At 64.2% G+C, this 25,981-nt stretch carries 21 protein-coding genes; 14 read left to right on the top strand and 7 right to left on the bottom strand.

All coding sequences use genetic code 11. From position 1 onward, the window contains the following. Positions 1 to 78: 78 nt before the first annotated feature. Entirely contained in the window at positions 79 to 807 is a 729-nt protein-coding gene (locus ACHAC9_RS23020; protein ID WP_435763869.1) for a carbonic anhydrase, read from the bottom strand. 44 nt (positions 808 to 851) lie between these two features. Further along, on the bottom strand, positions 852 to 1,004 hold the full coding sequence (locus ACHAC9_RS23025; RefSeq protein ID WP_435763871.1) for a hypothetical protein: 153 nt from the start codon (positions 1,002 to 1,004) through the stop codon (positions 852 to 854). Between the two features lie 27 nt (positions 1,005 to 1,031). Between ACHAC9_RS23025 and ACHAC9_RS23030 the strand changes: the two genes are divergently transcribed. From ACHAC9_RS23030 to ACHAC9_RS23070, 9 genes are all read left to right on the top strand, one after another. Next, on the top strand, positions 1,032 to 1,295 hold the full coding sequence (locus ACHAC9_RS23030; protein WP_435763873.1) for a hypothetical protein: 264 nt from the start codon (positions 1,032 to 1,034) through the stop codon (positions 1,293 to 1,295). Positions 1,296 to 1,555: 260 nt separating this feature from the next. Beyond that, positions 1,556 to 2,662: an S-(hydroxymethyl)glutathione dehydrogenase/class III alcohol dehydrogenase gene (locus tag ACHAC9_RS23035; protein ID WP_435763875.1), complete on the top strand. Its 1,107-nt coding sequence runs from the start codon at positions 1,556 to 1,558 to the stop codon at positions 2,660 to 2,662. Between the two features lie 47 nt (positions 2,663 to 2,709). Beyond that, a complete protein-coding gene (gfa, locus tag ACHAC9_RS23040; protein WP_435763877.1) occupies positions 2,710 to 3,315 on the top strand; it encodes an S-(hydroxymethyl)glutathione synthase in 606 nt (201 codons plus the stop codon). Between the two features lie 105 nt (positions 3,316 to 3,420). Continuing rightward, positions 3,421 to 3,765, top strand: a complete 345-nt coding sequence (locus ACHAC9_RS23045) for a hypothetical protein (protein WP_435763879.1) — start codon at positions 3,421 to 3,423, stop codon at positions 3,763 to 3,765. 200 nt (positions 3,766 to 3,965) lie between these two features. Further along, the gene (locus ACHAC9_RS23050) at positions 3,966 to 5,810 is read left to right on the top strand and encodes a methanol/ethanol family PQQ-dependent dehydrogenase (protein ID WP_435763881.1); all 1,845 of its coding nucleotides are present in this window, start codon (positions 3,966 to 3,968) and stop codon (positions 5,808 to 5,810) included. Between the two features lie 171 nt (positions 5,811 to 5,981). Continuing rightward, entirely contained in the window at positions 5,982 to 6,317 is a 336-nt protein-coding gene (locus tag ACHAC9_RS23055; RefSeq protein WP_435763909.1) for a c-type cytochrome, read from the top strand. After that, positions 6,314 to 7,237: a quinoprotein dehydrogenase-associated putative ABC transporter substrate-binding protein gene (locus ACHAC9_RS23060; protein ID WP_435763883.1), complete on the top strand. Its 924-nt coding sequence runs from the start codon at positions 6,314 to 6,316 to the stop codon at positions 7,235 to 7,237. The genes ACHAC9_RS23055 and ACHAC9_RS23060 overlap by 4 nt, the downstream gene beginning before the upstream one ends. Next, entirely contained in the window at positions 7,234 to 8,055 is an 822-nt protein-coding gene (locus ACHAC9_RS23065) for a hypothetical protein (RefSeq protein ID WP_435763885.1), read from the top strand. Before ACHAC9_RS23060 ends, ACHAC9_RS23065 begins: the two co-directional genes overlap by 4 nt. 47 nt (positions 8,056 to 8,102) lie before the next feature. Further along, positions 8,103 to 9,104, top strand: a complete 1,002-nt coding sequence (locus ACHAC9_RS23070; protein ID WP_435763887.1) for an ATP-grasp domain-containing protein — start codon at positions 8,103 to 8,105, stop codon at positions 9,102 to 9,104. On the opposite strand, the gene ACHAC9_RS23075 is transcribed toward ACHAC9_RS23070, so the two are convergent. The 4 genes from ACHAC9_RS23075 to ACHAC9_RS23090 all read right to left on the bottom strand — a co-directional run bounded on the left by ACHAC9_RS23075 (position 9,097) and on the right by ACHAC9_RS23090 (position 15,222). Next, the gene (locus tag ACHAC9_RS23075) at positions 9,097 to 10,047 is read right to left on the bottom strand and encodes a beta-propeller fold lactonase family protein (RefSeq protein WP_435763889.1); all 951 of its coding nucleotides are present in this window, start codon (positions 10,045 to 10,047) and stop codon (positions 9,097 to 9,099) included. The genes ACHAC9_RS23070 and ACHAC9_RS23075 overlap by 8 nt on opposite strands. Then, positions 10,044 to 10,637, bottom strand: a complete 594-nt coding sequence (locus ACHAC9_RS23080) for a cytochrome b (RefSeq protein WP_435763891.1) — start codon at positions 10,635 to 10,637, stop codon at positions 10,044 to 10,046. Before ACHAC9_RS23080 ends, ACHAC9_RS23075 begins: the two co-directional genes overlap by 4 nt. Positions 10,638 to 10,648: 11 nt before the next feature. Continuing rightward, positions 10,649 to 12,670, bottom strand: a complete 2,022-nt coding sequence (locus ACHAC9_RS23085; protein ID WP_435763893.1) for a sigma-54-dependent Fis family transcriptional regulator — start codon at positions 12,668 to 12,670, stop codon at positions 10,649 to 10,651. A 257-nt stretch (positions 12,671 to 12,927) separates the two neighbouring features. Further along, positions 12,928 to 15,222 (bottom strand): alpha-amylase family glycosyl hydrolase, encoded by a 2,295-nt coding sequence (locus tag ACHAC9_RS23090; RefSeq protein WP_435763895.1) that lies wholly within the window; start codon positions 15,220 to 15,222, stop codon positions 12,928 to 12,930. A gap of 265 nt (positions 15,223 to 15,487) precedes the next feature. On the opposite strand from ACHAC9_RS23090, the gene ACHAC9_RS23095 reads away from it, so the two are divergent. The 3 genes from ACHAC9_RS23095 to ACHAC9_RS23105 all read left to right on the top strand — a co-directional run bounded on the left by ACHAC9_RS23095 (position 15,488) and on the right by ACHAC9_RS23105 (position 21,027). Beyond that, the gene (locus tag ACHAC9_RS23095) at positions 15,488 to 16,978 is read left to right on the top strand and encodes a DUF2868 domain-containing protein (protein ID WP_435763897.1); all 1,491 of its coding nucleotides are present in this window, start codon (positions 15,488 to 15,490) and stop codon (positions 16,976 to 16,978) included. Continuing rightward, the gene (locus tag ACHAC9_RS23100) at positions 16,975 to 18,477 is read left to right on the top strand and encodes a GTPase domain-containing protein (protein ID WP_435763899.1); all 1,503 of its coding nucleotides are present in this window, start codon (positions 16,975 to 16,977) and stop codon (positions 18,475 to 18,477) included. Before ACHAC9_RS23095 ends, ACHAC9_RS23100 begins: the two co-directional genes overlap by 4 nt. Positions 18,478 to 18,582: 105 nt before the next feature. Further along, a complete protein-coding gene (locus ACHAC9_RS23105) occupies positions 18,583 to 21,027 on the top strand; it encodes a TonB-dependent receptor (protein ID WP_435763901.1) in 2,445 nt (814 codons plus the stop codon). Here ACHAC9_RS23105 and ACHAC9_RS23110 read toward each other — a convergent pair whose 3' ends face one another. Beyond that, entirely contained in the window at positions 21,028 to 23,181 is a 2,154-nt protein-coding gene (locus ACHAC9_RS23110) for a TonB-dependent receptor family protein (RefSeq protein WP_435763903.1), read from the bottom strand. A gap of 291 nt (positions 23,182 to 23,472) precedes the next feature. On the opposite strand from ACHAC9_RS23110, the gene adh reads away from it, so the two are divergent. Then, complete coding sequence (gene adh, locus ACHAC9_RS23115) at positions 23,473 to 24,993, top strand: aldehyde dehydrogenase (RefSeq protein WP_435763905.1); 1,521 nt, start codon at positions 23,473 to 23,475, stop codon at positions 24,991 to 24,993. A 117-nt stretch (positions 24,994 to 25,110) separates the two neighbouring features. Beyond that, positions 25,111 to 25,497 (top strand): DUF779 domain-containing protein, encoded by a 387-nt coding sequence (locus ACHAC9_RS23120; protein WP_435763907.1) that lies wholly within the window; start codon positions 25,111 to 25,113, stop codon positions 25,495 to 25,497. Positions 25,498 to 25,981 lie beyond the last annotated feature (484 nt).

Here is a 25,981-nt window from a genome sequence, read left to right on the forward strand (position 1 = left end):
CCTGTTTTTGAAGATGACAGCCAGGCCGCACGTCAGCCCAAAAAATTTCGGATTCAAATTCAAGGTACTGGACGGTGCTCAGGCCTCCAGGAACTCTACCCGGCCATCGTCGAGATCGTAACGCGCTCCCACAATCATGAGTTTCCCTGCTCGCAGAGGCTCGACCAGTAAGGCCTCCGACTCACGTAGCCGTTTCACTACACGCTGTACATTCAGGCGCACCGACGCGTCGAGTAACTGGTCATGCGTATGCTTGCTTCCAAGTGCAGCACGCGCTTGGAGCACGGACGGTACGATTGGCTCTACCATCCGCCCCATACTGCCCGGAAATACTGTCTGTTTTTCGACCACGGAGACAGCTGCATCGACTGCGCCGCATCGTTCATGGCCCATCACGACGATGAGCGGTACGTTCAGTTGGGACACAGCGTATTCGATACTACCCAGGGCGACTGTATCGACCGTATTGCCGGCGTTGCGAATGATGAAGAGTTCTCCCAAACCTCGACCGAACAGCAGCTCCGGCGGAACGCGCGAGTCCGAGCAACTAACGAGCACGGCAATGGGGGATTGGCTACGGGCAATATCTAGACGACGCTGCTTGCCCTGTATGACTGATTCCGGACGATCAGCAATGAAGCGTGCGTTGCCTTCCTTGAGCAGTGCAAGCGCCTGTGCTGCCGTGACCGTTGCTTTTATGGCAGGCGCGGCACGGCTAGAAGGAGCGAGCACGACGGACCCCGCCGCTGCCCCCAGGGAGACTAATTGAAGCAAAGAATTGCGCTTTCGTTGATCGTGGTCGGTCATATTTCTCTTTCATGAAAAAACGCTCGGGTAATACAACAAAGGAATCAGAATATCGCTTCAGACCCGATCTCGTCACACTCCATGTGCTTGTGCCAGCGGGTTTTGCGTTTCGTGGTTTTTGCTTTAGCCTTGGGCTGAGCGAGCGGGATAAGCTGAAGTTGTATTGAAAAATCGCTTTCCAGGACTACACTGAACATGGGTTCTCCGTTCAGAAAGGACTGGACATGGACATGCAGAGCAAACGCAGGGCAGGGCGGATCGTGGCCGCACTCCTGCTCGCTGTTGGACTGGCGGGCTGCGTGTATGCGCCCCCGTACGCCTACGATCCCTATTATTCCGGCTACAGCTATCCCACCTATGTCGGGCCGCCCGTGTCACTCGACCTGGGCTTCGGCTACTACAAGCATCACCATTCCTACCGCGGCCACCGCGGCGGACACCACGGCGGCTACCGGCACGGCTCGGGTCACGGTCGCGGTCGACGTTGAGACTCCCTGGTTACACCCCTCTTGAACGCCCTGCGCACGCCGACTGTCACCCGACAGCCGACGTGGCACGCCCCTTGCATTCTCTGCCATCTGCGTGCGCCAGGCGCCGTCTCCCGCGTTCGCATCCGCGGTCGGCGCAACACCTGTCCCCGTAGCGGGACAGGCGGCACAGCACTGTTGCAGTTTCGGAGCGACAGCAAGACAAGCTGTTTGCCATCCGTCCGCCTTCATCGGCGGACCTCATCGACAAGAAAGATGCCATGAAAACGAGAGCAGCCATTGCGTGGAAAGCCGGAGCCCCCCTGTCCATCGCCGAAGTCGACCTGGAAGGCCCGCGTGCCGGCGAGGTGCTGGTGGAAATCAAGGCGACCGGGATCTGCCATACCGATTACTACACCCTGTCCGGCGCCGACCCCGAAGGCATTTTCCCTGCCATTCTCGGACATGAAGGTGCAGGCGTCGTGCTCGAAACGGGCCCCGGCGTCACCTCGGTGCAGCGCGACGACCATGTGATTCCGCTGTACACGCCGGAATGCCGGCAATGCAAGTTCTGCCTGTCGCGCAAAACCAACCTGTGCCAGTCGATCCGCTCGACCCAGGGCCGCGGCCTGATGCCCGATGCGACTTCCCGCTTTTCCCTCGACGGGCAGCCCCTGTTTCACTACATGGGCACCTCGACCTTTTCCAACTACATCGTCGTCCCCGAAATCGCACTGGCAAAAATCCGGCCCGACGCCCCATTCGACAAGGCCTGCTACATCGGCTGCGGCGTGACCACCGGTGTGGGCGCCGTCGTGTTTTCGGCCAAGGTCGAGGCGGGCGCGAATGTCGTCGTGTTCGGCTTGGGGGGGATTGGCCTGAACGTGATCCAGGGCGCGCGCATGGTGGGGGCCGACAAGATCATCGGCGTCGACATCAACCCGGCCCGGGTCGAGATTGCCCATAAATTCGGCATGACCCATTTCGTCAACCCGAACGAGGTCGGCAACATCGTCGACCACATCGTGCAGCTGACCGATGGCGGCGCCGACTACTCATTCGAATGCATCGGCAACACCCAGGTGATGCGCCAGGCGCTCGAGTGCACGCACAAGGGATGGGGGCAGTCTTTCATCATCGGGGTTGCCGCCGCGGGCCAGGAAATCAGCACCCGGCCGTTCCAGCTGGTGACCGGACGCGAGTGGAAAGGCTCTGCCTTCGGCGGCGCACGCGGACGCACCGACGTGCCGAAGATCGTCGACTGGTACATGGACGGCAAGATCAACATCGACGACCTGATCACCCACACCTTGCCGCTCGAGCGCATCAACGAGGGCTTCGAGCTGATGAAGAGCGGACAGTCGATCCGCTCGGTAGTGCTGTACTGACCGGATCCACAAGGCTGTTTTGAACCAACCAACCAGGGAGAGCGAACATGAGCAATGACACGAGCAGCAACATGGCCAGCGGAGTGAAAATCCATCCCGCCGTCGATGCCGGTATCACGCCGGCCGCGCCCAACTTTTCGGGCGGCACCTTGACCTGCCAGTGCGCTACCAATCCGGTAACGGTGGAGATCAAGAGTCAGGTCGCACATAACCATGTGTGCGGCTGCACCAAGTGCTGGAAGCCGGCCGGGACGCTGTTTTCCCAGGTGGCCGTGGTGGGGCGCGACAAGCTGACGGTGACTGCCAACGCCGACAAGCTTGCCATCGTCGATCCCTCCGCCACCATCCAGCGCTACGCCTGCCGCGACTGTGGCGTGCACATGTACGGCCGCATCGAGAACACGGCGCACCCGTTCCATGGCCTTGACTTCGTGCACACCGAACTGTCGCGCGAGAGCGGCTGGGCGGCGCCGGAGTTCGCTGCCTTCGTGTCGTCGATTATCGAGTCGGGCGCGCGTCCGGAAAACATGGGCGCCGTGCGCGCACGCCTCGTGGAGCTCGGCTTGCCGCCCTACGACGCGCTGTCCCCCGCATTGATGGATGCCATCTCGACGCATGTGGCGAAGGCGCGCGGCGTGCTGCAGGAAGCCTAGGCGACACCGTTGACATGCACGCACAAGCCGCTGTGCACGCACGGGACGGCGCCTGCGCAGCGGCAATGTATCCAGCCATCACCTTAGCCGTCATCGGAGAAAAGAATGAAGCGAGCCCCTTTGCTGCTGTTGTCACTGCTGTTCCTCGCCCCTGCGGCGTATGCCAATGATTTCCCGACCAGCAGCCGCGTGGAGTACGTACTGGAGTGCATGCAACAGCACGAAAGCAAGGGCGAATACCTCTACAAATGTTCCTGCGTCATCGATCACATCGCCAAAGGCATGACGCACGACCACTACCTGGAGATGTCGACCGCATTGCGCAACCAGACCATGGCAGGTGAGCGCGGCGCCATGTTTCGCGACCCCCCATCGGTCAAGAAAATGGCCGACAAGTACAAGGCGATCCTGGCCACTGCCAACAAGGCTTGTTATGTAGCGCAACGCTGATGTGGTGCCCGGCCTGGTGTTGCGTCATGGATGATACAAGCCCACCGGGCACTGTCTCGAATCTGAACATGCTGTCACACGAATACCCCATCGGCGCCACTGGCACGCTAAGTGCTGTGTAAGGGATGGGGCGATCCCCGCGCTGAGGTTTTGCAAGGCCAACCAGTTGGACCGCTATAAAAACCATAGGAGACTTCATCATGTCATTTCCAACGAGATTCATCCGCTGGTGGCCGTGCCTGGCACTGGCCGCCGGACCGGCACTGGCTGCCGATTCGGACGTCGCACAGCTGACCAAGGACCCGAAGAACTGGGCGATGCAGTCGGGCGACTTCTCCAATCACCGGTACAGCGAACTCAAGCAGATCACCGCGAAGAACGCCAGGGACCTGCAGGTCGCCTGGACTTTCTCGACCGGCGTGCTGCGCGGCCATGAAGGCGGGCCGCTCGTCATCGGCGACACCATGTACATCCACAGTCCGTTCCCGAACAAGGTGTACGCCCTGTCCCTGGAAGACCAGAGCATCCGCTGGAAATACGAGCCGAAGCAGGACGCGGCCGTGATCCCGGTCATGTGCTGCGACACGGTGAACCGCGGCGTCGCCTACGCCAACGGCAAGATCTTCCTGCAGCAGGCCGATACCACCCTGGTCGCGCTCGATGCCAAGACCGGTGCCGAATTGTGGAAGAACAAGGTGGGCGATCCGAAGATCGGCGAAACCACCACCAACACGCCCCATGTCTTCAAGGACAAGATCATCACCGGGATCAGCGGCGGCGAATTCGGCGTGCGCGGACGCGTCACTGCGCACGACATGAACACCGGCAAAGTGCTGTGGAAAGCGTACAGCACGGGACCGGACAACGAACTGATGGTCGATCCCGCCAAAACCATGACCTGGACCGATGGCAAGATGGCGCCGATCGGCCCGGACTCCTCGCTCAAGAGCTGGAAGGGCGATCAGTGGAAACTGGGCGGCGGCACCACCTGGGGCTGGTACAGCTACGACCCGGCGACGAACCTGATGTACTACGGCACCGGCAACCCGAGCACCTGGAATCCGCGCCAGCGTCCGGGCGACAACAAGTGGTCGATGACCATCTTCGCGCGCGACCTCGACACCGGGATGGCGAAGTGGGTCTACCAGATGACGCCGCACGACGAGTGGGACTATGACGGCGTCAACGAGATGATCCTGGCCGACATCAAGGTCAAGGGCCAGCAGCGCAAGGCGCTGGTGCACTTCGACCGCAACGGCTTCGGTTATACGATGGATCGCGTCAGCGGCGAACTGCTGGTGGCGGAGAAATTCGATCCGAAAGTGAACTGGGCGACCCACGTCGACATGAAGAGCGGTCGGCCGCAGGTGGTGGCGAAGTACAGCACCGACAAGAACGGGCCCGACGTCAATTCGAAGGGCATCTGCCCGTCCGCGCTTGGCACCAAGGATCAGCAACCTGCAAGTTTCAGCCGCAAGACCGGGCTGTTCTATGTGCCGACCAACCACGTCTGCATGGATTACGAGCCCTTCCAGAGCGAGTACACCGCGGGCCAGCCGTATGTCGGCGCGACCCTCTCGATGTATGCGGCGCCGAACAGCCATGGCGGCCTGGGTAACTTCATCGCCTGGGATGCGGGCACCGGCAAGATCGTCTGGTCCAAACCCGAGAAGTTCTCGGTCTGGAGCGGGGCGCTGTCCACTGCCGGCGACGTCGTGTTCTACGGCACCCTGGAAGGCCACATCAAGGCCGTCGACGTGAACGGCAAGGAACTGTGGAAGTTCAAGACGCCATCCGGGATCATCGGCAACGTCCACACTTGGGAATTCAAGGGCAAGCAATACATCGGCGTGCTGTCCGGGATTGGCGGCTGGGCCGGGATCGGTCTCGCGGCCGGCCTGACCAAGGGCACCGAAGGCCTGGGCGCGGTGGGCGGCTACAAGGACCTGGCCAAGTACACCGAGCTCGGGGGCGTGCTCACGGTGTTTGCATTGCCCGACCGCGTACTGCCGGCTGGGCAGGCAACGGCCATGCGCAGCAAATAAGAAGCTCGTAGGCAGAGTGTGTGAAAACGGTTGCCGGTCGCAAGCGCCGGCAACCGTGTCCCAAGTGTCTTATCTCCAGGAATGCATATGAACAGATTGACAAAGAAAGCTGGGATCGCGGCCGCTTGCTGTGCCCTGATCGGAACGTCCGGGTTACTGTTCGCACCCGCCATGGCGGCCGATACGGCGCCGTACAAGGTCGCTCAGGGTAACCAGGTCGACGCGCAAACCTTGAGCGGCTGGAAGACCTGGCGCGCCATGGCGTGCGAGCGCTGCCACGGCGCGGCGCAGGAAGGCATGGTCGGTCCCTCGCTGGTGAACAGCCTGCGCGTGCTCAGCAAGGAAGAATTCAAGGTGGCCGTCCTCAAGGGACGGATCGAAAAGGGCATGCCGAACTTCGACACGAGCAAGATGGTGAGCGAAAACATCGACAACCTGTACGCCTACCTGAAAGGACGTTCCGACGGCGCCATCGAACCGGGCCGCCTGCAGGAGATCGGCAAATGAGGTGGCGCCCACAGTGGGAGCCGCTGGTGGCAGGCGGCGCCTGCGCGCTTGCCTGCCTGGGGGGGACGGCCGTTGCGCAGCCGGCTCCCGAACCCGGCTACGACAAGGTGCTGCGGGTCTGCCAGGACCCGAATAACCTGCCGCTGTCGAACCAGGCACTGGCCGGTTTCGAGAACAAGATCGCCGCCCTGTTTGCGCAGCAATTGGGCTGGAAGCTGGAGCACGCCTGGTTCCCGCAGCGGATGGGGTTCATTCGCAATACCTTGCGCGCAAAGGAAGAAAACGCGGATCACTTCAAGTGCGACCTGGTCACGGGCGTCCCCAAAGGCTTCGACATGGGCGCGACCACGCGGCCGTATTACCGTTCCACTTACGCCATGGCCTATGTCAAAGGCAAGGGACTGGACCGGGTGCGCAGCCTCGATGATTTGCTGGTTCTCGAGCCCGCACAACGCAAAAAGCTGCGCTTCGGCGCCTTCGGTGGTTCGCCGGTGACTGAATGGCTGCTGCAGAACGACTTGATGGAGCAGGTGACCTGGTACCAGAGCCAGACCGGCGACGCCGAACAATATCCCGGTGAAATCGTCGAAAAAGACTTGGCCAGCGGGAAGATCGATGTCGCCTTCGCCTGGGGGCCGATCGCCGGTTATTTCGCCAGGAATGCCCGTTCGGCGCAGATTGCCGCCATTCCATTGGTGTCAAAACCCGGCATGAAATTCGATTTCGAGATCGCCATGGCAGTACGCCATGCGGACAAGGACTTCCGCCAGCGCATCGATGGGCTGATCGGCGCGAACCAGGCGAAGATCCACGCGATCCTCGAACAATATGGCGTGCCGCTGCTGGAACAGCAGGCCGCCCTGACCTCGGCGCCACCAGTGACTTCATCAGCAGCGCCAACAGCGGCGAAGACACCATGAGCCGCCTGCCGAGACGCCACCCGGGCGCGCGCCTTATCTGCTTTCGGTTCGCCGTCCTTGCGTTCATGTCGATCGCCACAGCCGGCGCCCAGCCCGTCTCGCCCGCCGAAGTCCTGCTGTTCGAGACCGACCATCTCGCGAAGATGCAGGCGCCCGCCACCCTGGTCTATGAATTTCGCAAGCTCAGCAATGCCGAATCCCCGTTAACCGATAGCGTACAGCTCGACGTCTCGCGCAGCAAAGGGCAAGTGCAGGCTGCGCTCCACTTCCTCAGCGGGGCGCGCAAACGTGATCTGCCGAAGGTGGACGACGCCCACGGCAACCCGGTACTGCTTGGCTTTCTCGAGCACGATATTGGCGAGATGAAGCGCCTGACGGGGGGCGCTGTCGGCTATTTCCGCAAGCGCATCCGGCTGGCGCTGGCCAGTGCGCAGGTGACGCCGCAACGCATTACCTGGCAGGGTAAAACGGTGGAAGGAAAGGCCGTGCGCATCCAGCCCTATCTGGACGACCCGCTGCATGCGCGCTTCGAAAATTACGTGCGCAAGACCTATACCTTCGTGCTCAGCGATGCGGTGCCGGGCGGCCTGTATCAGGTAAGCACTTCGCTGGCGAACACGGGAGTCAAGCAACCGGGTACGGCCGGGGCGCGCACGGCCACCGTGGCTGGACCGACGTCGGGCGCTGCGCAACCTGGCGCGGCCACGCCCGGCGTAGCGAGGCCCGGCGTGGCGACGCCCGGCGTGTCCCCAGGGGCGGAAATGCCCGTCATCGACGAGACGCTCACCCTGGTCAAGGTCGTCGCTGCCCAGCGCTGAGCTCGGTGGGGGAGGCTGCCTGACATGGAATCAGCCGGAGGCACACGATGGCGCCCTTGAAAGTGTTTGCTTTCGATTACGTGGCGGAGGGCGGCTGGATGACACGCGCCTTGCCACGTTCGGTCACGCAGCAGGGCGCGATGCTGTTTGACGCCTTGCTGGCCGACCTTGGCGCCTTGCCTGGTGTCGAAGTGTGCACGATGGCGACGCTGTGCGGGCAGGGGACCGGCGGCGCGCTGGCGGCGCCCGCCTTTGGTGAGCGCTTTGCAAGCTGCGTGCAGGCGGCGGACGCGGTCTGGCCGCTGGCGCCGGAATCGGAAGGGCTATTGGAAGGCCTGTCGCGCGACATCCTGCGTGGCAAGCGTATCTTGCTGGGCAGCGCGCCGGGTGCGGTGCGGGTCGCGGGCAGCAAGCTCAAGGTGGCAAGGGCGCTGGCCGAGGGCGGTGTGGCTACCGTGCCGACCTATCGGCCGCACGCCTCCTTGCCGGATGGGGACGGCGCCTGGGTCGTCAAGCCAGAGGATGGCGCCGGCTGCCTCGACACCCGCCTGTTCAGCGACCGGGCCGCGGCCCTGGCCTGGATCCGCACCAACGCCGCGCAGGGTTATGTCTTGCAGCCTTTTATCGCGGGCAAACTCGGCAGCCTGTCGTTGATCTGTTGCGACGGCGCGGCGCGGCTGCTGGCGCGTAACGAGGAACGCGTGGCGGTGCGTGACAACCGCTTTCATTTCCTGGGCAGTACCGTGAATGGGCTGATGGATGCCGACGGTGCGCTCGAACGCCTGGCGCAGCAGGTGGCGGCGGCGCTGCCTACCTTGTGGGGCTATGTCGGCGTGGACATCATCCTGAGCGAGCGCGGCGCCGTGGTACTCGATGTCAATCCGCGCCTGACGGCGGCCTATGCGGGACTGCACGCCTCGATCGGCTGCAATCCGGCCGGCCTGGTGATCGATTTGCTGAAAGGTCCGGCGGCCATGCCGGGGGCACCGAGCGGGCGCCGGGTGGTCAGTGTCGACGTCGCCAGCTTCGCTCAAGACGCCGCTATCTGATCACCACGCCCCAGGGCAGCTTGCCCACCGCGATATCGCGCAGTTTGGTGCGGCTTGCGGTGTCGATCACAGTCACACTGCCGGAGCGGCCATTGGCGACATACAGTTTCTTGCCATCTGGCGTGAGCGCCATGTTCCAGGGACGCTGGCCCACCGGCACGGTGGCGACCACCTGGTTGCTGGCCGTGTCGATCACCGACACATTGGCGTCGCCGCCGTTCGACACATACACGTATTTCCCGCTCGGGTGCACGGCGATGCCATTCGCGCGCAGGCCGGCCTTGATACGGGCGACGATGGCAAAACTGGCGGTATCGATGACGAATACTTCGTTGGCGTTTTCGGTAGCGACATAGGCGCGGCTACTGTCCGGCAAAAAACCGATGCCGCGGGGGCGCGCGCCCACGGCGACCTGGGCCAGTTGCTTGCGGCCGGCGAAATCGAGGATGTCGACGGCGTCGCCTTCCTCGGCACTGACGAACACCAGGCGCCCGTTCGGACTGAACACGGCGTGTTCCGGATTCTTGCCGCGCACCGGGATCGAAAACGCCAGTGCGCGGGTGTTTGTGTCGAGGACCGCGATCTCGTTCTTGCCCTCGAGCGCCGCGATCACCCAGCGTCCGTCCGGCGAGATCGAGACGCCTTCGGGCGACTCGCCCAGCGCCACCGTGGCGCCCAGCGTGCGCGTTTCAAGCTCGACCAGCTGCAGGCGGTTGTTCGGCTGGTCGCTGACATACAGCCAGCGTGCGTCGTTACCGACGGCCAGGCCGCGCGGCTTGGAGCCGCCGGGCAGCTCGCCCACGACCTGGTCAGTGGCCGTGTCGATCACCGAGATCGTGCCCGACCCCTCGTTCGGCACATACGCGAACGGGGCGGCCAGCAGGGGTGGTGCCACCGCAAAAGCGAGGGCGGCGGCAAGACGGCGGAAGGACGGTGACATCATCGGTTCTCCAGGGGCAGGTTGGCAGGTAGCCGGCCCGCACGCGCGCGGCGCTGCGGCCACATGCGCAGCAGCAGGCCGTCGCGATCGATCAGCATGTGCTTCGCCACTGCGAGCACGTGCATGGCAACGAGCAGCGCCAGCAGCAGCGCGGCAAAGCGGTGGGCGCCGTTGAAGACGGCATACAAGGCCTTGTCGTCAGGTCCCCAGGGCGCCCAGCGCACCACATTGAAAAACTTGACGCCGTGCTTGCTGAAATTCGAGGCCAGATAGCCCGACAAGGGCAAGGCCAGCATGCATGCGTACAAAAGAATATGGCTGACCCTGGCCGCGCGGCGCTGCCAGCGCGGGGTGGTCGCCGGCAGCGGCGGCGGCGTGTGCGCCAGGCGCCAGCCCAGGCGCAGCAGGATCAGCAGGCCGATCAGGATGCCGCTGCTTTTATGGAGGTTGACGTAATAGCCGCGCGCCGGTGTGCCGCGCGGGATGTCTTCCAGCGCCAGGCCGAACGCGATTTGGCCGAGCAACAGCAGCGCGACCAGCCAGTGCAGGGCGATCGCGGTGCTGGTATAGCGTGCGTGGGTGAGTGCGCCCATGGCGTAGAACCTTAATGAAACAGCGACTTGTCCGGATGCTCGATATTCAGGCGCTGCAGTTTGCGGTAGAGCGTGTTGCGGCTGATGTTGAGCTCGCGGGCAACGCCGCTCAGGTTCCACTGTTGGCGTTTCAGCTCCTGCAGCAGCACCTCGCGCTCCGCGCACTCGAAGGGATTGAGTCCGGCGTCAACCCTGGCGGCGGGCACGGTGGCAGGGGGGCAAGCGCAGTCCGCGGGGAGCTCGGCAGGGGGCTCGGCCGCCGGCACGCCGACGGCCGCCGCCATGCCGCTGAGGGGTTGCCGGTATTCGGGCGGCAAGTCATGCACGGTGAGGCGGTCCGATTCGCGCAGCGCGATCATGGTGCGCAGCAGGTGGCGCAGCTGGCGCAGGTTGCCGGGCCAGCGCTGCCGTTCCAGCAGGGCTAGCAGCTTGTCGTCGAGCTCGACCGGACATCCGGCATCGCTTTCCTCGCGTGCCAGCTGGCGGATCAGCGCGCCGCGGTCGAACCGGTCGCGCAGCGGCGGCAGGGTGAAGGTGACCCCTTGCAGCCGGTAGTACAAATCCTCGCGGAATTCCCCACGCTCGATCTTCTTGCCGAGGTCGCAATGGGTGGCGCTGATCAGGCGAATGTCGAGCTTGACAGGCGCTTCGCCGCCGAGCGGCATCACTTCGCGTTCTTCCAGTACGCGCAGCAGCCTGGCCTGCAGGGTGACCGGCATGTCGCCGATTTCGTCGAGGAACAGGGTGCCGCCATTGGCTTGCAACAGTTTGCCGCGCTGCCCCTCCTTGCTGGCGCCGGTAAAGGCGCCCGCGCGATAGCCGAACAGTTCGCTCTCGACGAGCGATTCGGGAATGGAGGCGCAGTTAATGGCGACGAAAGGACGGGTGGCGCGGCTGCCGGACAAATGCATCGCGCGCGCAAAACGCTCCTTGCCGCTGCCGGTTTCGCCCAGCAGCACGATGGCCACGTTGCGCTCCATGACCCGCTTGGCGGTGTCCACATTGGCGCGCATCGCAGGATCCCCCAGGTGCAGCGCATCGAGCGCGCTGGCCGCGGCTTGGGCCGGCGTCCCTTCGAGGCGCGCTGGGCGGCGTGCGCCGAGCGTCGCCACCGGCTGGTAGACGACGGCGAAAAAGCGCGCGTTGCTGCGCACTTCGAAAATCGGGACCGGGTGATAGGCGCGCCGCACGCTGCTGTCGACCAGGCCGGAAAAGGTGATGTTGAACAGTTCGCAAACATCGCGGCCGACGATCTCGCCTGGTGTCGTGTAGCCGAGCAGGGACACGGCCGCGCGGCTCGCGGCCAGCACCGTGCCGGTGATGGACAGCGCAATCGCGCCTTCGCTCAAGGTGCCGACGAACTCGGGCCGGTTGTGGAAGCGCAGGATGTAGTCGTGCCGGAACTGGTTCAGGAAGACCCGGTTCTCGATCAACTGCACCGACATGCTGACCAGGGCCAGCGTGTGCTGCTGGGCCAGGCGCGATTCGCCGGAGGCGTCGAGCACGCCGACCAGTTCGCCGTCATGGTCGAAGATCGGGGCCGCGGCGCAGCTGAGGCCGATATTCCGGGACAGGTAGTGTTCGTCCTGGTGCACGGTGAGCGGGCGCCGTTCGACCAGGCAGGTGCCCATGCCGTTGGTGCCTTGCACGCGCTCGCTCCAGACCGCACCCTGCATCAGGCCGGTCTTGGAGGCGGCGTGGGTAAAGGCAGGGTCGCCGAAGTAATTGAGCAGCACGCCCTCGCGGTCGGTCAGCATGATCGCGTAGCCGGAACCGGCCAGCTGCTGGTACAGGTTCGCCATCTCGACCTTGGCGACGGCCTGCACGTCGGCCAGGCGTTCCTGGCGTTCTTGCAGTTCGCTGGTAGCGACCACTTCGGGATCGGCACAGCTGTCGGGGTTGAGCTGGTATTCGTTGAGGCAACGGATCCACGACCGGGTGATCCGGTTGCCCGATCCAATGCAATCGGCGCCAATGCGGTCGTGGACGACCGAATGGACGCGCTTGACGTGTTCCACGGCAAACTTCGACATGCTGTCTCCTGCGTCCCGCAACGAGCGCCGGTTCATGGTCCGGCGACTGTCACTGTGTGGACTGTTTTGTGAGTTTGACACCCCATCTGTTGTAGAGAATACACCGTTCAACTATCGGATTGTCGGCCACTTTCCATTTTTTTTGAATACTTGCCGGTGCCGTATGCACCTCACACAACAAACTACAGAGCCGCATCAGCACGGCTGCGATCGCCGGGAACATATGACGGAAATAATGGTCCCGGCTGTCCGAACGGCTATTTGGCGATCAGGAGCAGGGTGCCGCGCCCGCACACGCCATAGCTGGTGTTCTCGCCGCCGACCAGGACTTCGGTTCCCGGCGCCTGCACTTGCGCCGCGCCTTCCGCCCAGCCGCAGGTGTCGGTGACGCGATACCAGGTTTTATTCGCCCCCGGCCATGGCAGCGTGAAGTTCACTTGCGCGCTCCAGGCATTGTGGGCGACATACATGGCGGACGCCGGATCGCCGAACTCCGAGCCGTCGATGCGCCAGGCGATCGCATGGTTGGCCGTGTCGTTGAAATAGGCCGCATCGGCGACCGCGCCGGCCGGTGTGAACCAGCGCAGCTGCTCCATCACATTGCCGTTGTTGTCGACGCTCGAATAGAAGTTGGCTGGACGCAGGGCCGGGTGCGCCTTGCGAAAGGCAATCATCGCCTTGGTAAAGGCCTGGAAGTTGCTCTGGTCCGTGGTGCGGGTCCAGCTCAGCCAGTTGGCCGACGAATCGAGGTTGTACGGGTTGTTGTTGCAGTTCATGCTGCGCAGCGCTTCATCGCCGCCGACGATCATCGGCACGCCGCTCGATAACATCATCAGCGCCATGCCGTTGCGCGCTGCCTTGCGCTGGTCAGCCGCGACGCCGCCCTGGTCCCAGTTGTTGTTGTTGTCCTCGCCGCCATCGCTCGGACCGTAGGGCCAGGCCTGGCCATTGTTCTTGCTGTTGCAGCTGTACAGGTCTTTTAAAGTAAAACCGTCGTGGGCGGTAATGAAATTGACCGAGTGCCAGGGCTTGCGGCCATCGTCGCCATACAAATCGCTCGAGCCGGCGAAGCGCGTGGCCATCTGGCCGGGCGTGATCGCCACGCTGCCGAGTTTGTTTTGCGCCTGGCGCACCACGTCGCGGTAGGCGCCGTTCCATTCGGCCCAGCCGCTCGGGAAGCCGCCGACCTGGTAAGAATTGCCGCCGATCGCCCACGGTTCGGCAATCAGGTCGACGCCGGTCCCGCCGGCGGCCGCGCGCGGCGGCAGCTCGGCGGTGATGCGGTTGAGCGCATTGCCGGCATCCATCTTGTCGAAATTAAAGCAGCCGTGCTGGCAGGTGTTGCCCAGCACCGAGGCCAGGTCGAAGCGGTAGCCGTCCACGCCCAGCTTGTCGCGCCAGTAGGCGAGCGAGTCGATGATCAGGTTCTGGGCAACCGTGTTGCGCGTGTTGTAGTTACCGCCGACACCGGTGTTGTCCCAGGAGTTCTGGAAGTCCGCCGTCAGGCTGTAATAGGTGGCATTGTCCAGGCCGCGCATGCTCAGCACGTTATAGGTCGTCTTGTCGGTCGGCGACCAGGCGCCGCCTTCGCCGGTATGGTTGTAGACGACGTCGATCAGCACCTTGATGCCGTTGTCGTGGAAGGCCTTGACCATTTCCTTGAACTCGCGCGTCGGGCCGCCCGGCGTCTTGTCATAGGCATAGCGGCGGTCCGGGGCGAAATAGTTCAGGGTCATGTAACCCCAGTAATTGTCGCCGGTCGTCGTGGTGGGATCGCTGTCGTTGGTGTCGTTCTGGGTTTCCTGCAGCGGCAGGAATTCGATGGCGGTCACCCCCAACGCGGCCAGCGCCGCCGCCTTCAGCCCCGCGCCTTTGTAGGTGCCGCGGTAAGCGGCGCTGATACCGCTGTCGTTCATCGTCAGGCCGCGTACATGGGCTTCGTAGACGACGTCGTCCTTCAACGCACGCGTCGGCTTGGTGCCGGTCACTTGCGTGTCGCCGGCCAGCACGATGCCTTTTGGCGCGGACGAGCCGCTGTCGATGTTGCGGTAGGTCGCGCCGCTGGCATAGATGGTGCCGTTGCTCATCGTCGGCGTGGTCGGATCGTGGCTCAGTTCGAGCGCGTAAGGGTCGCTCAAGAGCTTGTTCGGGTTAAAACGGTTGCCGGCGGCATCGACGTCGCTGATAAAACCAAGGCCCGAACCCTTGGTCCAGCCGGCGTTGTAGGGCCAGTTCGGGCCCCAGGCGCGGTAGCCGTAATACAGGGTGCCGCCCAGGCCCTGGCCGCTCAGGGTCGAGGCCGGAAGCGTCACGCTCCAGATGCCGCCCGTGTTGGTCATCGCATAGCGCGCCTTTTCGGCAGTGCCGGTGGCCGTGCTGTACAGGTAGAGCTCGATGCGCGTGGCTTTGCCTGAATACACTTTGAAGGTGACGTTGGCCTTGGTGGCGTCATAGGCGGCGCCGAGTTTATTCGGGTTGATGGCAGCCCAGGCCGGGGCGCCGAGCAGGGCGCCCGTGATCAGGGCGGCGAGCAGTTTCTGTTGGAATCGCATGTCAGTCTCCGATATTTGTTTGTATTTTTTAAACATTTGTTGGCATCAGCGTCTTCTTTCAAGCGCTTGCTGTACTTTCGCTACCTCTGCTGGGTGGCTCATCAATACTGCGAGGAGAAGCTACTCCCGAGTTCGCTTGAAGTCAATCGGGTCCGCGTAGTTTTGCTACGGATCGGCTCAAGCAATTGGGCCGTGCTGGGGTCTGACTTCATTCTGGTGCACAATCGAGGGTGCGATGTTGCCAATCGAATAAAACAGGACAAGCATGAACGAACAGGTTGCACGACGGGTCGTGCTGGTGCGCGCGATCGAAAGCGCCGATACCGGCCACCAGGTGCTGAGCGAGGACGACCGCAAGTACGCCAGCCGCAGCGCGCGCGAACTGGCCGCATGGCAGGCGGCCGACAGCAAGGCCGCGGCCACCCAGGAACATTTCCTCGAGCAGCGCTCGGAGCAGATCATCAAACGCCTGGCCGAACGCACGCCGGCGTTTGCCAGCTTCCAGCGCCGCCGCCTCGGCCTGCCCGGCTTCTGGGCGGCGTTGCCGGTGCTGAGCCTGTTCGCCGGCGCACTGCTCGACCGCATCGCCGATCCGCACCGGGTCGATTTGCTGTCGGCGCCACTGCTGTTCATCATCGGCTGGAATGTGCTGGTGTATCTGTTCCTCCTGATCCGGGCCGTCATCCCGGGCCAAAGAAAAACCGGCTTGGCGGGGCAGGGGCTGCTGCGCCGCCTGAGTGTCGGCAAGGCCGCGCTGCCGCGCAAGCTCCCAGGCGCGCTCTCCACCGGCATGACCGATTTCATGACCGAATGGGCCGTGCTGAGCGAACCGCTGACGCGCGCTCGCCTGTCGCGCACCGTGCACCTGTCGGCGGCGGCATTCGCCCTGGGCGCCGTGCTGTCGCTGTATGCGCGCGGCCTGCTGACCCAATATGTCGCCGGCTGGGAAAGCACTTTCCTCGATGCGACCCAGGTCCACACCCTGCTGTCCTGGCTGTTCGCACCCGTGCTGCTCCTGTTCCCGTTCTTGCAGGGCTTTACGCTGGCCGACATCGAATCGCTGCGTTTCGGCGCCGGCGCCGGCACATCAAGCGCGGGCGGCGAGCGCTGGGTCCATCTGTATGGCGCGACGATCTTGCTGCTGGTCGTCCTGCCGCGCCTGATCCTGGCAACGCTGGCCGGCTGGCGTGCGCGGCGCCTGGCGCGCCGTTTCCCGCTCGAGCTCGAACATCCATACTTCCGCCGGCTGGCCGACAGCATCGGCGCCGGAACGGCTGCCGTCCTGCGCGTGCTGCCCTACAGTTTTACGCTCGACGAAGCGCGCGACCGCGGCCTGTGGACGGTGGCGGCGATGGCGCTGGGCGCCCAGGCGCGCGTGCTGCTGCGTCCGAGCGTGCCGTATGGCGAGGAGCCGAAGGAGGCGCTGGGCGATACGCCCTTCGACGAAGCCGGCGTCACCGTCACGGCAGCCCTGTTCAGCCTGGCGGCGACACCGGAGAAGGAAAATCACGGTGCCTTCCTCGATGTGCTCGTCAAGAACAGCAAGCGCGGCGTGGCCGTATTGCTGGACGAATCGAGCATGACCGAACGCGGCGCCGGCCAAGCCGGTCTTGATGCACGTGTGCTCGAACGCATCGCCCTATGGCGCCAGTTCTGCAGCTTTCACGGCACTGCCGCCACGGTGGTGAACCTGGTCGACCCCGACAAACACCCGATCGAACTGGGTGCCGGCCTGGCCTTGCCGGAGCTGCGATGAGCGACATGCCCGTTAACATGCCCGTTAAAATCCAGTTCGCGCTGGTCTCGCACACCAACAACGGCAAGACGACACTCGCGCGCACCCTGGTCGGCGCCGACGTGGGGGAAGTGCGCGACGCCGCCCACGTGACCACCTTCGCCGAAGCGCATCCGCTGCAGACCACGCCGCTGGGCGACACCCTGCTGCTGTGGGACACGCCTGGCTTCGGCGATTCGGTGCGTCTTCTTAAACGCCTGGCGCTGACGGGAAACCCGATTGGCTGGTTCCTGCGCGAAGTGTTCGACCGCTACCGCGACCGTCCGTTCTGGCTCAGCCAGCAGGCTTTGCGCGCGGCCAAAGATGAAGCCGATGTCGTGCTTTATCTCGTCAATTCCTCGGAAGCGCCGGGCGACGCCGGCTATCTGCCGGCCGAGATGAACATCCTGGAGTGGCTCGGCAAACCGGTGGTGGTCCTGCTCAACCAGATGGGACCGCCGCGCACCGGGGCCGCCGAGGGTCGCGAACAGCAAGAGTGGAAAAAGCACCTGGCGCGCTTTGGCGTCGTGCGCGAGGTGCTGGCGCTCGATGCCTTTGCACGCTGCTGGGTACACGAACACGTGTTCTATGAGGCGGTCGCGCCGCTGATCGCACCCGAGAAACAGGCTGGCTACCTGCGCCTGCGCACGGCCTGGGAAGCGAACAACCGCCAGCGCTACGCCAGTGCCTTGCGCATCAGCGCTGAACAGGTGGCGGCCGCCGCACGCGACAGCCAGCCGCTGGCGGAAGGGAACGCCGGCTTCCTGCGTTCGGCCCTGAAAGCGGTCGGCCTGAACAAGGACCAGCAGGGGCGCCAGGAAGCGGCGATGGCGGCGCTGGTCGAGCGCCTGAACGGCGAGATCAACAAGGCGACCATGCGCATGCTGGTACTGCACAAGGTCGATCCGGGCGAGGCGCGGGTCATCAACACGCGGGTCCGCGAGAATTTCGCGGTGCACGCACCGATCGACAAGGCGCAGGCCGGCCTGCTGGGCGCGGTGGTCTCCGGCGCGGCGACGGGCCTGTCGGCCGACCTGATGGCGGGCGGCCTGACGCTGGGCGGCGGCGCGCTGCTCGGGGCGCTCGTCGGCGGCCTGACGGCGGCCGGCGCCGCCTGGGGTTTCAATCAGCGCAACGACGGCGACAAGCCGGGCGTGCAGTTCGCCGACGCCTTCCTGCAGACGCTGCTGGTGGGTGGCGTGCTGCGCTACCTGGCGGTGGCCCACTTCGGACGCGGGCGCGGCAACTATGTCGAGAGCGAAGCGCCGGCCTTCTGGCAGGCGGAAGTCGAGGCGGCACTCGGCGCGCAGGGCGACCAGCTGGCGACGCTCTGGCAGCAGGTGCGCGCCGCGCCCGACCTGGCTGCCGCAAGCGCACACCTGCTGGCGCTGATCGCGCCGGCGACGGATGCCACGCTGGCGCGCCTGTACCCGGGCACGCTTGCCGCGCTTCCGGAAAAGGAATTGCCCGCCGCCGTGTGACACCTGTTCCATTTTGATACAGGTGGGCGCCCGGATCGCATCATTTACCCATGGCACGTCCCTTGCTCCTACTGGTCCTTATCGACATCGATCGGGAGGGAAGGCATGAGGGTGCGAGCGGCGTGCAATGGAACGACCGAAGGTCGAAGCGGACGTACACGCGGCGCGTGGCGGGCAGGTGGCGATTGCGCGCGCCTGCGCCTGCTGCTGGCAAGTGCGATCGCCCTGGCGCTGACGCCGGTGCGCCACGCAGCCGCAACCCCCGCGTTGCCTGAGTCGCAGGAAGCGCCGATCGCGCGGGTCGAGGTGATCGGCGTGGTGCCCTTCGCCGACAGCGGCAGCGACCCGCGCCTGCTGCCGTATGCCATCCAGACGCTCGACCGCGAGGCCTTGCGCGATGCCCGCGGCGCCAACCTGGTCGAGACGATGGCGCGCCGCCTGCATGGGGTGAACGTCAACGAGATCGTCGGCAGTCCGTTCCAGACCGACCTCACCTACCGCGGTTTTCGCGCGTCTCCCCTGCTCGGCACCGGGCAGGGACTGTCGGTGTATCTCGATGGTGTGCGCATCAACGAACCGTTCGGCGACGTCGTCAACTGGGACATGCTGCCGGAAGCGGCGATCAAGCGTCTCTGGCTGGTGCCGGGTTCGAACCCTTTATATGGCTTGAACACGCTGGGCGGCGCGATCGCGCTCGAGACCGGCTCGGGCCTGGCCGACCCCGGCTTCGAGGGTGCGTTCTCGATCGGCGAACACGGACGGCGCCGCGCCGACCTGGCCTATGGCGTGCGTGGCCAGGATGGCTGGCATGGCTTTGCGGCCGCCACCCTGTTCGACGAGGATGGTTGGCGCGACCATTCCGCCGGCCGCCTCGGCAACCTGTTCGTCAAGGCCGGGCGCGAGGGCCGCGACACCGACTGGCAGGTGACGTTGCTGGGCGGACGCAGCCGGATGCTGGGCAACGGCCTGGTGCCGAGCTACCGCGACGAAGACGGCACGCTCGAGCCGGGTTTATACGAAGAGGACCGGCGCGCGGTCTACACCTACCCTGACCGCACCCGCAACCGCGTGCTGCAGGGGGCTTTGCGGCTCACGCACCGGCTCGCGCAGGGCAGCGAACTGACGGCCTCCGCCTACGCGCGCAACAGCCGGCGCGACACCGTCGGCGGCGATGTCGGCGACGACTATGGCGATTACGTCGAAGATTGCGCCGACGGTTTCCTGCTTGATGGCAGGCCTGCCGATCCGGACGAGTGCGGTTTTACGCGCGCGGACGGGGAAGCCTTGCACCCGGCCAGCCTGAATACCACCAGCACGCGCCAGCGCGGGCACGGCGCCAGCATCAACCTGGCGCGCAATGTGCGCGGCAACCTGCTCAATCTGGGAGCGACCTGGGACCGCAGCCGTGTCCATTTTTCCCAGTTCGAGCAGGAAGCCTTTTTCACGCTTGACCGCGGCGTCGAGGCAGATGAAGACGAAGAACGCGAGCCGATGTCCTCGGTCGCAGGCACGGCGCAGGCCTACGGCGTGTATGCCGCCGCGACCCTGGCGCTGGCACCCGCCACCCACCTGACGGCTTCGGCCCGCTATAACCACGCCCGCGTCGGCAATACGCTTACCACCGAAGACGGTCCCAAACCGTACGAAGCGTTTACCTATCAACGTTTGAATCCCTCCCTCGGCCTGACCCACGCGCGCGGGCCGCTGACCTGGTTCGCGAACATCGCGCAAAGCAACCGGGTGCCGACCGTGATCGAACTCGGATGCGCCGATCCGGAGGAGCCGTGCCGGCTGCCGGTCGGGCTGCAATCGGATCCCTATCTGAAGCAGGTGGTCTCGCGCACGATGGAAGCGGGCCTGCGCGGCGGGCGCGGCGATTCCGGTTTCAGCGCCACGCTCTACCGCACGGTAAACCGCGACGACATCCTGTTCGGCCGCGCCGGCGCCTCGCGTGCCGGCTATTTTTCGAACTTCGCGCGCACCCGGCACCAGGGCGCCGATCTCGGTGCGCACGGACAGTGGGGGGCGTGGCGCGCCAGTGCCGACTACAGCTATCTGCGCGCGACCTACGATGCCGACGGAACCCTGTTTACCGGTGCGCGCACGGTGACGGTCGGGCCGGGTACGCCGATCGCGGGCTTGCCGCGCCATACCTTGAAACTGGGGCTGGACTGGGATGTGCGGCCGGGCCTCGTACTGGGGGCTAACGTGCAGGCGGTGTCGCATGCGGCGGCGCAGGGGAATGAGGATGGGTTGATCGCGGATGCCGGGGACGATGACGAGGCGCGCCGCGCCGACTGGAGCGTGCGCGGGCATGCCGTCGTAAACCTGCATGCCAGCTGGCGTCCAGCTCCCGGGTGGGAGCTGTTCGCGCGGGTAGGCAACCTGTTCGACCGGCGCTATGAAAGTTTTGGCGCGATTGCGGTGGATATGTTCCCGGAAGGGCGCTTGTTGCAACCGCATGCCGGCGCGGTGGAGCCGGCGCATGCGCGCTTCGTGGCGCCGGGTGCGCCACGGACCTTCAATGCGGGCTTGCGGTATCGGTTTTGATTAAAACTGATACTGCCCACTGACCCCCACCACCCAATTCCTGCCCGGCGCGCCTTCATAAAAGCGCCGATTCGCGTCGCCCACGATCACCGATCCCACATACTGCTTGTCGAACAGGTTATTCAAGCGCACGAACTCCTTGATCGTCCACCCGGCCCATTCCTGTTTGGCCTGCGCCCGTGCATTGAAGATCGCATACCCGGGCGCCGGCTGGGCCGTGTTCGTGTCTTCCGCAAACACGCGCCCGTTGCCGATGGCCTCGAATGCCGCGCCATAGCGCCCGGCCGCTTCCTTCCAGCCCAATTCTCCGTAGACGCTGGTCTTCGGCACGCCCGGCAGGCGGCTACCCTTTGGCACCGTACCGAAACCTTCGTCATAGATCGCGCGCAGCGCCGACAGCGCGAGTTTCGCACTCCAGCCGGCGCCCAGGTCCGCATCGAGCGACAATTCACCGCCCTGGCGCAATGTCGCGCTGGCGTTGCGGTAGCTGGTGCGTCCGCCACTCGACACGTCGACCACCAGCTCATCCTGGGTCTTGACCTGGAACAGCGCAGCATTCACGCGCATGTTACTGCCTATAAAAGCTTTCGCACCCGCTTCCAGATGGGTGCTGGTGGCCGGCTGCAAATTAAAATTGAAGCCGGCGCCGGCACCGGAATAAAACACTTCGTTCAGGGTCGGCGTCTCGAAGCCGCGCGCCGCGCTGGCGTACACGTTCAGGGTCGGCGAGACCTTGTACAGCACGCCGACCAGGGGCGTCGTGTGGCTGTAGCGCACCCCGCCGCTATCGTTGCCGTTCGAGAGGTAACCGTCGGCCACATCGAATTTCATACGGCTGTGGCGCACGCCGCCCGTGACGACCCATTCGCCACGTTCCCATTCCGCCTGCAGGTAGGGGTCGAGGTTGCTGACCTTGTCTTCTTCGTCGCGGCGCAGGCGCCCGCGCACGCCGAACACGTCGCCCACGAAATTCTCGAAGCCCTGGCGGCTATCTGTCGAGCGGCCGGCGTCGATGCCGACGGTGGTGCGCAGCGTACCGCCGCCAAGCTCGCGCACGTCGCGCCAGTTGACGTCGAAGCCGAGGAAGTCGCGGTCGAAGTCGACCACGCCGCCGGAGTGGGTCGGCGGCGCCTGGAAGCCGCGCGAGAACGACTGGTACTGCACCACGCGCCGGTTGCCGCCGTAAGCCGTCACCTGCAGGCGGTTGGCGCCGAAGCGCTGTTCCCAGGTCATCCCGAGCTGCTTGTGGTCGATGCTTTTGCGGGTGTTGTAGCGTTCGGCCAGGGTGCGCTGGGGACTGGCGGTATCGGTGGTATCGATTTCGCCGGCGCGCGGATCGCGCCCGTACGTAGCCCAGGTGACGCCAAGCGGATCCTGCGTGTCGTCCTGGCGCAGGCCGCTCGCGGTCAGCACGAGGCGGCTGGTGGGCGATGTCGCCATCGTCAGCTTGGCATACGCCTGGTCGCGCCGGGCGGCGCCATGGTCGCGAAAGCCGTCGGTGTCGAAGCGCGAAACGTCGATCAGGTAGCCGATGCCGTTCGCCTCGCCCTGGGCGTTCACGTCGAGCTTGCGCATGCCGTAGCTGCCGGCCGAGACGCTCGTTTCAATTGCGGGCGGCCCTTTCGGGTCGCGCGTAAACAGCTGGACTACGCCGCCCGAGTGGTTCCCGTACAGCGCGGAGAAGGGGCCGCGCAGCACTTCGATGCGCTCGGCCATGTCGAGGTTGAAGGTGGCGGCCTGGCCCTGGCCGTCGGGCATGGTGGCCGGAATGCCGTCGGCGATCAGGCGTACGCCGCGTACGCCGAAGGCCGAGCGGGCGCCGAAGCCGCGCGAAGAGATTTGTAAATCCTGCGCATAGTTCTGGCGGTCGCGTGCGACCAGGCCCGGCACCGCGGCCAGCGCTTCGGAGGCGTTCACGCGCGGCTGGGTATCGCGGATCTGCGATGCATCGATCACGTCGATAGCGGCCGGCAGGTCGAAGCTGGTGTGCTCGGAGCGGCTGCCCGTGACCACGACGACATTCAGCGGTCCCTGCGGTGTCTCTGCTGACTGAGCAGCCGTTTCAGCGGCCGTTTCAGCAGCGGCAAACGCCATCAGCGGCCAGCAGGCACACAGGGCGGCGATCGCGTTCAAGCGAAATGCAGTTTGCTTCATTGGTTCTCCATTGTTGGGATAGCTCCCTGACCGGGGCAGGGTGGTACTAATTCGACAAGCAATATACCTGCCATCCTGAAAACACGCTTGCACCGCGATGGCATGCTGCTTGCATTGCTTTCAACACGGCGCCTGCACTGTTCCAATTTTGAGCAGGTGTACCAAAAAACGGTCAGCGCAACACGCTCATCCCCTATGACGCAGGGCTGGCACGGCACTTGCGGCACCCTTTGCGTGCTTTGACACATCCGTTGCCGCCAACGGCCTATAACCATCAAGAAAGAGGATGACATGAATCTCGCGGACATCAGCAAGCTCGGCGTCGCCAATCCGTTCAAGCAACGCTACGACAATTACATCGGTGGGCGTTTCGTGGCCCCAAGCAAGGGCGAGTATTTCCCCAACGTCACGCCGATTACTGGTCAGCCCTTCTGCGAAATCGCGCGTTCAACGAGCGAGGACATCGAACTGGCGCTGGACGCGGCCCATGAAGCGAAAGAAGCCTGGGGCAAGACTTCGCCGGCCGAGCGCGCCAACATCCTCAACAAGATCGCCGACCGCATCGAGCAGAACCTGGCGATGATCGCCACCGCCGAGACCATCGACAACGGCAAACCGATCCGCGAGACGATGGCGGCCGACATTCCGCTGGCGATCGACCACTTCCGTTATTTTGCCGGCGCCATCCGCGCGCAAGAGGGGTCCATTGCCCAGATCGACCATGAAACCTACGCTTACCATTTTCACGAGCCGCTCGGCGTCGTTGGCCAGATCATCCCGTGGAACTTCCCGATCCTGATGGCGGTATGGAAGCTGGCGCCGGCTCTGGCCGCCGGCAACTGCGTGGTGCTGAAACCGGCCGAGCAGACCCCGGCCTCGATCATGGTGCTGATGGAGCTGATCGGCGACCTGCTGCCGCCTGGCGTGATCAACGTCGTCAATGGTTTCGGCCTCGAGGCGGGTAAACCCCTGGCCTCGAGCAAGCGCATCGCAAAAATCGCGTTCACCGGAGAGACCGGTACCGGGCGCCTGATCATGGGGTACGCGGCGCAGAACCTGATCCCGGTGACGCTGGAGCTGGGCGGCAAGTCGCCGAATATCTTCTTTGCCGACGTGATGGACGCGGACGACGAATTCTTCGACAAGTGCCTCGAAGGTTTCGCCATGTTCGCGCTGAACCAGGGGGAAGTCTGCACCTGCCCGTCGCGCGTGCTGGTCCAGGAATCGATCTACGAGCGCTTTATCGAGCGTGCGCTGGCGCGGGTGGCGGCGATCAAGCAGGGCAACCCGCTTGACTCGTCGACCATGATCGGCGCCCAGGCGTCGCAGGAGCAACTCGAAAAAATCCTGTCCTACCTCGACATCGGCCGCCAGGAAGGCGCCGAGGTGCTTGCCGGCGGCGAGCGCTACGAGCAGGCGGGCGAGCTGGCCGGCGGCTACTACGTGCATCCGACCGTGTTCAAGGGCGATAACAAAATGCGCGTCTTCCAGGAAGAGATCTTCGGGCCGGTGGTGTCGGTCACGACCTTTACCGACGAAGCCGATGCGCTGCGTATCGCCAACGACACCCTGTATGGGCTCGGTGCCGGGCTGTGGACGCGCGACGCCTCGCGCGCCTTCCGCATGGGCCGCGCGATCCAGGCCGGCCGCGTCTGGACCAACTGCTACCACCTGTACCCGGCCCACGCCGCGTTCGGCGGTTATAAACAGTCGGGCATCGGCCGCGAGAACCACAAGATGATGCTCGACCATTATCAGCAGACCAAGAACCTCTTGGTGAGCTATAGCCCGAAAGCGCTCGGCTTCTTCTAAAGGTCGAGCTTGGTTGCGGTCCGGGGTCCTGCGATGCAGGACGCTGGGCCGGCCTGCACGTCAATCCGTCATCGCTACGATTTCGGAGTTAATTTAATACGATTTCGGAGGTTCTGCATGACCACTTCGCTCGAGCGCGTAACCGCCACCGCGGCGGCGCTGGATTTCATCGAGGAGCTGCGGCGGCGCCATGGCCCGGTGATGTTCTTCCAGTCCGGCGGCTGCTGCGACGGCAGCGCACCGATGTGCTACCCGGAGGGCGAGTTCAACCTGAGCGACACCGACGTCCATCTCGGCAATTTGAACGGTACGCCCTTCTATATGGGAAGCGAACAGTTCGCCTATTGGGAGCATACCCAGCTGATCATCGACGTCGTCGCCGGCAATGGCGGCATGTTCTCGCTCGACAACGGTACCGGCCGCCGCTTCCTGACCCGTTCGCGCCTGTTCACCGATGACGAATGCGCGCTGCTGCGCGCGCAGCAGCCACATCACTCCGCCTGAGCGCGGCACCAGCGCTCACCTTACCTGTACGCTCGTCAATTTCTCCTCTTCCAGCCTTTTGCACAGCAGTTCAAAAACTGCACAGCAAACGCCACGCCTGATCAATTTTTTCACGGCTCAGCCGGAAAAAAAGCCCCCTCCAGCCCCCGAAGCTGCTGGGCACGAGATTTGTTATCGGTGTCGGTCGCATCACCCGATGCGCATAACCGCACCACCCTGACATGGCGTCTCGCTTGGCAGCATTATTTTCTTGTGACGAGCTCCAAAAAAAGAACTTGCGAACCGCCGCTGCGGTTCGCTATAATTCGCCTCCTGCTGAAAACGACAACGTAATCAAGTAGTTGTGTTGACAGAAGGAACCGCGAAACACTGCGGTGTAGCAAAAAAGAGGTTGACGAGAATCGCGAAACACTGCATAATCTCATCTCTCTGCTGCTGACAAACAAAACGCTTTGTCGCCAAGTAGCAAGACGCAGTACCAAAC

Source organism: Massilia sp. CMS3.1, assembly GCF_051262535.1.
In the GTDB taxonomy this organism is placed as follows: domain Bacteria; phylum Pseudomonadota; class Gammaproteobacteria; order Burkholderiales; family Burkholderiaceae_D; genus Telluria.